Annotated in this window: 8 protein-coding genes; 3 read left to right on the forward strand and 5 right to left on the reverse strand. The window is 34.6% G+C overall.

Annotation, left to right across the window (positions count from 1 at the left end):
* The 5 genes from kdpA to C0512_RS14020 form a co-directional block, all read right to left on the reverse strand.
* A partial coding sequence (gene kdpA, locus C0512_RS14005) for a potassium-transporting ATPase subunit KdpA (RefSeq protein ID WP_290862629.1) occupies positions 1–1,593 on the reverse strand: 1,593 nt, incomplete at its 3' end.
* A gap of 4 nt (positions 1,594–1,597) precedes the next feature.
* Positions 1,598–1,675 carry a K(+)-transporting ATPase subunit F gene (gene kdpF / locus C0512_RS16030; RefSeq protein ID WP_367161100.1) on the reverse strand — a complete coding sequence of 26 codons (78 nt, stop codon included), beginning with the start codon at positions 1,673–1,675 and terminating at the stop codon, positions 1,598–1,600.
* Between the two features lie 83 nt (positions 1,676–1,758).
* On the reverse strand, positions 1,759–2,040 hold the full coding sequence (locus tag C0512_RS14010) for a hypothetical protein (RefSeq protein WP_290862631.1): 282 nt from the start codon (positions 2,038–2,040) through the stop codon (positions 1,759–1,761).
* A 171-nt stretch (positions 2,041–2,211) separates the two neighbouring features.
* Positions 2,212–3,549, reverse strand: coding sequence for a sigma-54 dependent transcriptional regulator (locus C0512_RS14015; RefSeq protein ID WP_290862633.1), 1,338 nt, complete (start codon positions 3,547–3,549; stop codon positions 2,212–2,214).
* Between the two features lie 65 nt (positions 3,550–3,614).
* Positions 3,615–5,039, reverse strand: a complete 1,425-nt coding sequence (locus C0512_RS14020) for an L-serine ammonia-lyase (RefSeq protein ID WP_290862635.1) — start codon at positions 5,037–5,039, stop codon at positions 3,615–3,617.
* 168 nt (positions 5,040–5,207) lie between these two features.
* Between C0512_RS14020 and C0512_RS14025 the strand changes: the two genes are divergently transcribed.
* The 3 genes from C0512_RS14025 to C0512_RS14035 form a co-directional block, all read left to right on the forward strand.
* Entirely contained in the window at positions 5,208–7,709 is a 2,502-nt protein-coding gene (locus C0512_RS14025; RefSeq protein WP_290862637.1) for a M14 family zinc carboxypeptidase, read from the forward strand.
* A 161-nt stretch (positions 7,710–7,870) separates the two neighbouring features.
* Positions 7,871–9,754, forward strand: a complete 1,884-nt coding sequence (dnaK, locus tag C0512_RS14030) for a molecular chaperone DnaK (RefSeq protein WP_290862639.1) — start codon at positions 7,871–7,873, stop codon at positions 9,752–9,754.
* A 132-nt stretch (positions 9,755–9,886) separates the two neighbouring features.
* A partial coding sequence (locus C0512_RS14035) for a hypothetical protein (RefSeq protein WP_290862642.1) occupies positions 9,887–10,224 on the forward strand: 338 nt, incomplete at its 3' end.

Here is a 10,224-nt window from a genome sequence, read left to right on the forward strand (position 1 = left end):
TGTATCTGTTTTTAAGGTCCCGTTACTTTCCGGTATGTATTGTTTCTGTGCTAACATTCCGGCAATGGCAACGGGTCCGATGATTGGTAAATACCGTGCTAAAAGCATCACTATTCCTGTAGCAATATTCCAAAAAGGAGTATTATCGCCTAAACCTTCAAAACCACTACCATTATTGGCAGATGAAGAAGTGAATTCGTATAGCATTTCACTAAATCCGTGATACCCTGGATTTGCTAACCAACCCGATAAAGCTTCGGGATTTGAGGCGTATAAATGACTTGCTAAAGCTGTTCCAACCAAAATTAAAAAAGGATGTAATAAGGCGATAATCATTGCTATTTTCATTTCTTTTGCTTCAATCTTTTTTCCAAGAAATTCTGGGGTTCTACCGACCATCAAGCCACTTATGAAAACACCTAGGATGATAAAAATGTAAAAGTTTAAAAATCCAACACCAACCCCACCGTAAAAGCAGTTAATCATCATGCCTAACAGCGTTGTCATTCCGGTAATTGGCATCATACTATCGTGCATTGCATTCACAGAGCCGTTGGAAGTTGTTGTTGTATAAGTTGCCCAATTGGCGGAAGAAGCTGCTCCAAAGCGTACTTCTTTTCCTTCCATATTACCCATGTCTTGGCTAATTCCCATGCTAGTAATAGCGGGATTTCCATTCAATTCACTAATGACCGATGGAATCAATAATAATAAAAATCCTAAAGTCATTACACCATAAATTGTCCAGGATAATTTTTTACGTTTTAAGATAAATCCTAAAGCAAAAACCATTGCAATAGGAATTAAATAAATCGATGCATTCTCAACTATATTGGTCAAGTAATTCGGGTTTTCCATTGGATTGGAAGAATTCGGGCCATAAAAACCTCCGCCATTGGTTCCTAATTGTTTAATGGCTACAAAAGCAGCCACTGGTCCGCGACTCACATTTTGTTCGTTTCCTTCTAAGGTTGTAATGGTGTCTTTTCCTTCAAAAGTCATTGGAGTTCCGTTCATTACTAAAATTACAGCTACAACAAATGATAATGGCAATAAAACTCTTGTGCAAGATCTAACAAAAAAGCTGTAGAAATTCCCTAAAGTTTCAGACGCTTTTTCTTTCATTGCCATGAAAACAGCCGCACAAATGGCCATGCCACTAGCAGCACTGATAAATTGCCAGAGCATTAAGGTTAGTTGTCCTAAATAAGACAATCCGCTTTCACCCGAATAATGTTGAAGATTTGTATTAGTAACAAAACTTACAGTGGTATTGAATGCCAAATCGCCACTCATGGATGGATTCCCGTCAGGATTAAATGGCAACCAAGCCATATTGGTTAGTACCAACATGGATATAACAAACCAAACAGTATTGATTGATAGCAATGCAATCAAATGTTGTTTCCAGGTCATTTCCTTTGTTGGATTGATGCCTCCAATTTTGAAAAACAATTGATCAATAGGGTTAAATATTTTATCTAACCAGGTATTTTCGTAATTGAAAACTTTACCGATATAACGGCCCAGCGGAATGGCTAAAAGAATGATCAATCCATACGTTGCGATAATTCCAAGTAGTTCAGAATTCATAAAATTAGAATTTTTCAGGTTTAATTAATACATAGCAGATGTAAATAAAAACGGCTATGGCGATGATGAAGAGTAGTATCATAAGTTAGATTTTTTCAAAGAGTTGAATCATTTTAAAAAAAAATGCGAATAAAATTAATCCGCAGGCAAATAGGATAATTGTCATCATACTCCGGAAGTATTTATTTGTTTAAGATATTCTGCTTTAAGCGATTGAGGAAAAAGATTGGAAACACTGCAATGACGCAATTCCATGAAAGTGGAAACCGAAAAAACATAGACATTTGAAATGACGTTTTTGGTTTCAGTACTTCCGGTTATAAACAAACGTTCAGCCAGAGCCAAACATTTTTTTGCTTTTACAATGTTACCTGAAACGATGGCTGATTTTGTAATTTCAGCAAAGCGTTCGGCTTGTTTGTAAATGGTGGTAACCTGATTTTTCATTGGTACGAATTTTTATGTTCATTCGCCTAATGCCAAAAGTTATTCCATTAAAATAAAAATAATCTAAAGTGTTGTTTGTGTGAATATTGGGAATGTTATGCCAAAAAATGAATATAAAAAAGCCTATCATTTTGATAGGCTTTTATCATTTTGGAAAGAATGTTGCATTAACTAATGAATATTGTATTCGTCTAATTTTCGATATAAGGTGGCAATTCCAATTTCTAACAATCGTGCCGTTTCAGCTTTGTTGCCTTTGGTATAATTGAATACTTTTTGAATATGTAATTTTTCAATGCTTTGCAACGAAAAAGCAGACATGGTTTTATTAGAGTTGTCATGTCTGTGTTGCAAGTCATAAGGTAAAACATCTGAAGTTAAAACATCATCAGCTAAGATAACTGACCTCTCAATGATGTTTTTCAATTCACGCACATTTCCCGGCCAATGATAGGCTTCTAATTTTTGCAGAAAATCATCGGAGATATGTAACACTTTTTTATTGGATTTAATTGAAAATTGTTTGACAAAATAACTCGTCAAAGGCGAAATGTCTTTTACTCGTTCACGTAACGGTGGAATAATAATTTCGAAAATATTCAATCGAAAATACAAATCCGAACGGAAATTATGGTTTTCACTTTCGGTTTTTAAATCTCGGTTTGTTGCGGCAATTAGTCGGAAGTTAGATTTTTTTGGAACGGTGTCTCCAACAGGAATGTATTCATTGGTTTCTAAAACCCGAAGTAATTTTGCTTGCAAATCAATTGGCATTTCGCCAATTTCATCCAGAAATAAAGTACCGCCATTTGCTTCTTCGATGAAACCTTTTTTATCTTTTAAAGCACCTGTAAAAGCACCTTGTTTGTGCCCAAATAGTTCGCTTTCTAAAATTTCTTTACTGAATGTACTACAATTTAATGCGACGAATGATTTACCGACTCGGTTACTATTTTCATGAATGGCTTGAGCAAAAATTTCTTTTCCGGTTCCGGTTTCACCGGTTAATAAAACTGTGGAATCGGTTTTTGCTACTTTTTTAGCTAAATCAATCACTTGTTCTAGTGCCTTCGATTTTCCAATGATGGTATCAAAAGAGTATTTTTCAGAAATGCGTTTTTCAAGCTGTTTGACTTTCTTTTGCAATTGAGATTTATCAAAAGCTTTGTATAAAAGCGGAATAATTTTATCGTTATCGTCACCTTTTACAATATAATCAAAAGCACCATTTTTCATGGCTTGAACTCCATCTGCAATTTTGCCAAAAGCAGTCAATAAAATGACTTCTACTAACGGAAAATTAGTTTTAACTTTTTCAAGAAAATCAACACCATTTCCATCCGGTAATTTTACATCACATAGAACAACATCAATATCATTTTGTTCTAATTTCTTAAAACCAGACTTCAAATCGGCTGCTTCAAGCACCTCAAATCCTTCCGATTTTACAATTCGAGCTAAAAGGCCACGAAGTTTTTCTTCGTCGTCTATGATGAGGATGTTTTTCAATACAATAATTTTACTAATGCAAAAGTAAAAAATAGTAGGAAGGTATTTTTATTAATTCTGATTTATTAACAATCCGCCAAATTCACCCCAACAGCCAAACCACCTTCACTAGTTTCTTTGTACTTAGAGTTCATGTCTTTCGCTGTTTCCCACATGGTATTGATTACTTTGTCTAATGGAACTTTGGCATTTAAAGCATCGGTTTCCAATGCTAATTCAGCCGCATTAATGGCTTTGATTGCACCCATTGTATTGCGTTCGATACACGGAATTTGAACCAATCCGCCAATCGGGTCACAAGTCATTCCCAAATGATGCTCCATTGCAATTTCAGCAGCCATTGTTACTTGTGCCGGCGTTCCGCCCATTAATTCACACAATGCCGCGGCAGCCATAGCACTTGAAACACCAATTTCAGCTTGGCATCCACCCATTGCGGCAGAAATCGTAGCTCCTTTTTTAAAGATACTGCCAATTTCTCCGGCAACTAGTAAAAATTGTTTGATTTCTTTTTCTCCGGCATCGTGGTTTTCAATCACTAAATAATACATCAAAACAGCCGGAATTACTCCGGCACTTCCGTTGGTTGGAGCAGTGACAACTCGACCTAAAGCAGCATTCACTTCATTTACTGCCAATGCAAAACAACTCACCCATTTTAATATTTGTCGGAACTTAACTTCTGTTTTCCGGATGGTTTCCAACCATTCTTGTGGATTGGAGTAGGGAAGGGTTCCTTTTAAACCTTCATGCATGTCAAACGCTCTACGTCTAACATTTAAACCTCCGGGAAGAATTCCTTCGGAGTGACAACCTATGTAAATACATTCCAGCATCGTATGCCAAATACGCATTAATTCGTGATGAATTTCTGCTTCTGTTCGCATGGATTTTTCGTTTTCCAAAACAATTTCAGAAATAGATTTATTTAATGAATTGCAATACGCTAATAATTCATCTGCTTTTTGAATTGGGTAGGGAAACGAACATTTTATTTCCTGATTATGTTTAGCGTTACTTCTTCGTTCAGTCACTACAAAGCCACCACCAATGGAATAAAAAGTATCACTGTAAACTTTTTCAGATGTAATTATGGTAAAAGTTAATCCATTGGCGTGAAATGGAAGGAAGTTTTTATTGAAAATAATATCATTTTCAACATCAAAATCAATCCAATTTTCATTGCCTAATTTAATTTTTTTATCGGTTTTGATAGCTTGAATTATTCCATCAATAGCTGCAACCGGAATTGTTTCCGGATCTTGGCCACTTAAACCAAGCATCACGGCATAATCAGTAGCGTGACCTTTTCCGGTTAACGAAAGGGAACCATATAAGTCAACTTTAACCCTAATAGCATTGGTTAAAAGATGCTCTGTTCTAATTTCTGCCAGAAATCGTTCTGCTGCTCGCCAAGGTCCAAGTGTATGAGAACTTGAAGGACCTACTCCGATTTTAAGCATATCAAAAACAGAAATACATTCTTCCATAACTATATCGTTTTAGTTAGGCAAATATAGTATTTTGTTTAAAGGTATTTCACTATTAAATCTCACTAACGATTTAGTTTAACAAAAAGAGAGTATATTAGTAAATGAAATGTTAATCCAATGTTAGGTTATTCCAAAATCCATATATTTGAATTCTAAATTTTAACGATGAATCGGATTTACAGTTTTCTATTCCTTTTTATAGGTTGTTTTTGTTTTTCTCAACCTAAATCTCCTTCTGAATTTTTACCGAATTATGGAAAGCAAGTTACCTATTATCATCAGGTAGAAGCCTATTTTCAGCAACTAGTCCAAAATTCTGATTGGATTCAATATCAAAAATATGGAGAAACCAATCAGGAACGAAACTTGAACGCGTATTATATTTCAACACCTGAAAATTTAAAAAATTTAGAAGAAATTCGGAAAAATCATTTGAATGCGATTGGTTTATATCCAACAAAATCAACAGCTGTTAAAGATAAAACTATTGTTTGGTTGAGTTTTAACGTCCATGGAAACGAAATTGGAGCCATTGAAAGTGCTATGAATGTTGCCTATGAATTGGTGAAACCAACAAATAAAGACACTAAGAATTGGTTGCAGGATATAGTAGTGATTCTCGACCCGTGTTTGAATCCGGATGGTTTTTCGCGATATGCCAATTGGCTTCGAGATATTTCCGGAAAAAAAACACATCCAGGAACAACAGATAGAGAACACATGGAGCCATGGCCGGGTGGCCGACAAAATCATTATGTCTATGATTTGAATCGTGATTGGGCTTGGCAAACTCAGATTGAAACTCAATTGAGAATGGATTTATATCATCAGTGGATGCCAATGGTTCACGCTGACGTTCATGAAATGGGCTATAATGAGCCTTATTTTTTTCCACCGGCGGCCGAACCATATCATGAACAAATTGCTCCTTTTCAACGTGATTTTCATAAAAAAATAGGAGAGTTAACTTCTAAAAAATTTGACAAAGAGGGTTGGATGTATTATTCAGGAGAACGATTTGATTTATTTTATCCAAGTTATGGCGACACCTATCCTTGTTATAATGGTGCGGTAGGAATGACTTATGAGCAGGGAGGAATAGGTGCCGGGAGAGCAGTGGTAATGAAAAATGGAGAACTTTTAACGATTCAAGATCGCATTAATCATCACACGAAAGCACTTTTATCTGTTGTGGAATTATCTTTTGTACAAAAAGAAAGTTTGACGAAAGAATTCAGAGCTTATTTTAAAGAGAACAGAACAAAACCCAAAGGAAAATACCAAACCTATATTATTAAAAATAGTGCAAAGAATTTAGAACTTACTAATTTATTAAACAGAAATCGAATTGAAAGTTCATTTGCAGATGAAACTAAAAAACTTTCAGGTTATCATTACCAATCTAATAAAGATAAAGGTTTCACAATTGAACCGAACGATTTAATAATTAAGGTTGATCAACCCAGAGCCGTTTTGACACAGGTATTATTTGAACCGAATCAAAAATTAACGGATAGTTTATCTTATGATATTACAGCGTGGTCTTTACCATTTGCTTATGGTGTAGAGAGTTATGCGGTAAAAGGAAGTTTAGCAATCAAAACTAAATCAAAAATTGAAGTTTCCGCACCAAGTAAAATTGAGATGGCTTATGCTTATTATATTCCTTGGAATAATAGAAATTCAGCAAGAGTATTGAGTCTTTTGCATCAAAATAATATCAAAGTTCGTTCTGCCAGAAAAGAGGTTTACTTTGGTGATTTAAAAATAGAAAAAGGCGGATTGATTGTCAACAAAGGTGATAATCAAAAAGTGATTAATTTTGAACAAACTGTCGTTAATTTGATAGCTGAAAAATATGATTATGTTGCTTTAGAAAGTGGCTTTGCTAAAAATGGAGGAGATTTAGGAGGAGAAAATTATCCATTGCTAAAAGCCCCAAAAGTATTAGTTTTAAGTGGAAGTGGCGTGAGTAATATAGATTTCGGACAAGTTTGGTTCTTTATGGATCAAATTATAGAATATCCAATAAGTACTGTAGAAGTTCAATATTTCAATCGAGTTAATCTATTAGAATATACTACTTTAATTTTAGCTGAAGGATATTATGGCTTTTCTGATGAACAAAAGAAAAAAATTGATGATTTTGTTTCTAAAGGAGGGAAAGTTATTGCAATTGGAGGAGCAATTACTCAATTTGAAGATCGTGAAGGGTATCATTTAACCAAATTTGCAACAGAAGACGAAAAAACAGAAGCCAAAAAGTTGCAAGAAGAGGCAGAATTATCAGATCGTTTTCTTGATTATGAAGGAAGTGAAAGACGTTCCCTTTCAGGATATGTTCCGGGAGCCATTGTTGAAAATGTAATGGATTCAACGCACCCCTTAACTTTTGGATTAGGAAATAATTATTTCAGTTTAAAGACTACAGAGTCAAATTTTAAATTGTTAAAAGGAGCTCAAAACGTGATTTATGTTCCAAAAAAATACCATAGTTTTGGTTTTATTGGTAATAAACTCAAAATTCAATTAGAAGAGACAGTTTCTTATGCTGTTGATAATGTTGGAAACGGGAAAGTGATTTATATGATTGATAATCCCTTATTTAGAGGGTTTTGGGAGAATGGGAACTTGCTATTTAGCAATGCGTTGTTTTTAGTAGATTAGGCAAAAGTTATTAATACAATGCCATAATGTCATATTTTTTCTGATGCGTCAGTCAAAATATGACATTATTTTTTTGTTTTTATGCTTGGCACAATCCTTGTCATTTAGCAAATCAAGTTTTAAAAAACGAATTAAAAACAAAGACTTACAAATTTAAAGTTATGAGTAAAATAATTGGAATCGATTTAGGAACTACCAACTCTTGTGTATCCGTAATGGAAGGTGGAGAACCGGTAGTAATTGCAAATGCTGAAGGGAAAAGAACAACTCCATCAGTAATTGCATTTGTGGAAGGTGGCGAAATCAAAGTAGGGGATCCTGCAAAAAGACAAGCGGTAACTAATCCAACCAAAACCATTGCGTCTATTAAACGTTTCATGGGTAATAAATATTCTGAAAGTGCAAAAGAAGCTGGAAATGTTGCTTACAAAGTAGTAAAAGGAGACAATGACACGCCACGTGTTGATATTGACGGACGTTTATATACGCCCCAAGAGTTATCGGCTATGACTCTTCAAAAAATGAAAAAAACAGCCGAAGATTATTTAGGACAAACGGTAACCGAAGCGGTTATTACTGTTCCTGCTTATTTTAATGATGCTCAACGTCAAGCGACGAAAGAAGCGGGCGAAATTGCAGGTTTAAAAGTAATGCGTATTATCAACGAACCTACTGCTGCAGCGTTAGCGTATGGTTTAGATAAAGCAGGAAAAGATCAAAAAATTGCTGTTTACGATTTAGGTGGAGGTACATTTGATATTTCTGTACTTGAATTAGGAGATGGTGTTTTTGAAGTATTATCAACAAACGGGGATACACATTTAGGTGGAGACGATTTTGACCAAGTAATCATCGATTGGTTGGCAAACGAATTCAACAGCGAAGAAGGTGTAGATTTACGCAAAGACCCAATGGCCTTGCAACGTTTGAAAGAAGCTGCTGAAAAAGCAAAAATTGAATTATCTTCTTCAACGCAAACAGAAATCAACTTGCCATATGTTACTGCTACAGCTAGTGGACCAAAACACTTAGTGAAATCATTGACAAGAGCTAAATTTGAGCAATTGGCTGAAAGTTTAGTAAAACGTTCAATGGAACCCGTTGTAAAAGCACTAAAAGATGCAGGTTTATCAACTTCTGATATTGACGAAGTGATATTAGTTGGAGGTTCTACTAGAATTCCAATCATTCAAGAACAAGTTGAAAAATATTTTGGTAAAAAACCATCCAAAGGTGTAAATCCTGATGAGGTTGTGGCAATTGGTGCTGCTATTCAAGGTGGTGTTTTAAGTGGTGATGTTAAAGATGTATTGTTGTTAGACGTTACACCTTTATCCTTAGGAATTGAAACAATGGGTAGTGTAATGACCAAATTAATTGAGTCAAACACAACCATTCCAACCAAAAAATCACAAGTTTTCTCTACAGCAGCTGATAACCAACCATCGGTTGAAATCCATGTGTTGCAAGGAGAAAGACCAATGGCAAATGACAACAAAACAATCGGTCGTTTCCATTTAGACGGAATTCCGCCTGCTCCAAGAGGTGTGCCTCAAATTGAAGTTACTTTTGATATTGATGCCAATGGTATTATCAAAGTTTCGGCAACTGATAAAGGAACTGGAAAATCACACGATATTCGTATCGAAGCTTCTTCGGGATTAACTCCGGAAGAAATCGACAGAATGAAAAAAGAAGCAGAAATCAATGCAGAGGCTGATAAAATCGCTAAAGAAAAAGTAGATAAATTGAATGAAGCGGACGGAATGATTTTCCAAACAGAAAAACAACTAAAAGAGTTTGGTGAAAAATTATCAGATGCTAATAAACAACCAATTGAAGCAGCATTAAACGAGTTGAAAGTGGCTTATGAATCAAAAGACATTGCAACAATTCAACCTGCTTTAGACAAAATCAATGAAGCTTGGAAAAATGCTTCTGAAGAAATGTATAAAGCACAAGATGGTCAATCCGCTCAACAAGCTGAACCAACAAATGCTGGTGGAGATCAAACGCAAGATGTAGATTTTGAAGAAGTGAAATAATCTATCAAAAAAATATTTCAAAACCGAGTTAGCAATAGCTCGGTTTTTTTATTTTATAATAATTCACCTAAAAATTATCAACTGGTTAAAAATTTCATAACTTTATTCGGAAATCAACAATAAATAGTCAATATGAATAAAGTAAAGTTATTGATGTTTATACTGTTTGTGGTGGCTTTAACTGAAATTGTTGCCGAATATTTCAGATTAATGCCCTTGATTTATGTATTCAAGCCATCAATCTCAATAATACTGATGCTTCTTTATTGGTTTAGTTCTGAAAAGAAAGATGCTTTATTTTTTCTAACTATTGGAACTTCCTTGCTAACAAATGTTTTGTTTATTCCAAACGATTTGTATTATATTTTCATTGGTTTAGTAGTTTTTATTTTTCATCGATTTATCAATATTTTTTATATTTTGAAAGTCATGAAAATTAAAGATTTTATTCCTATCTTATTAGCTTCGGT

The organism is Flavobacterium sp. (genome assembly GCF_013822155.1).
Classification (GTDB): Bacteria; Bacteroidota; Bacteroidia; order Flavobacteriales; family Flavobacteriaceae; genus Flavobacterium.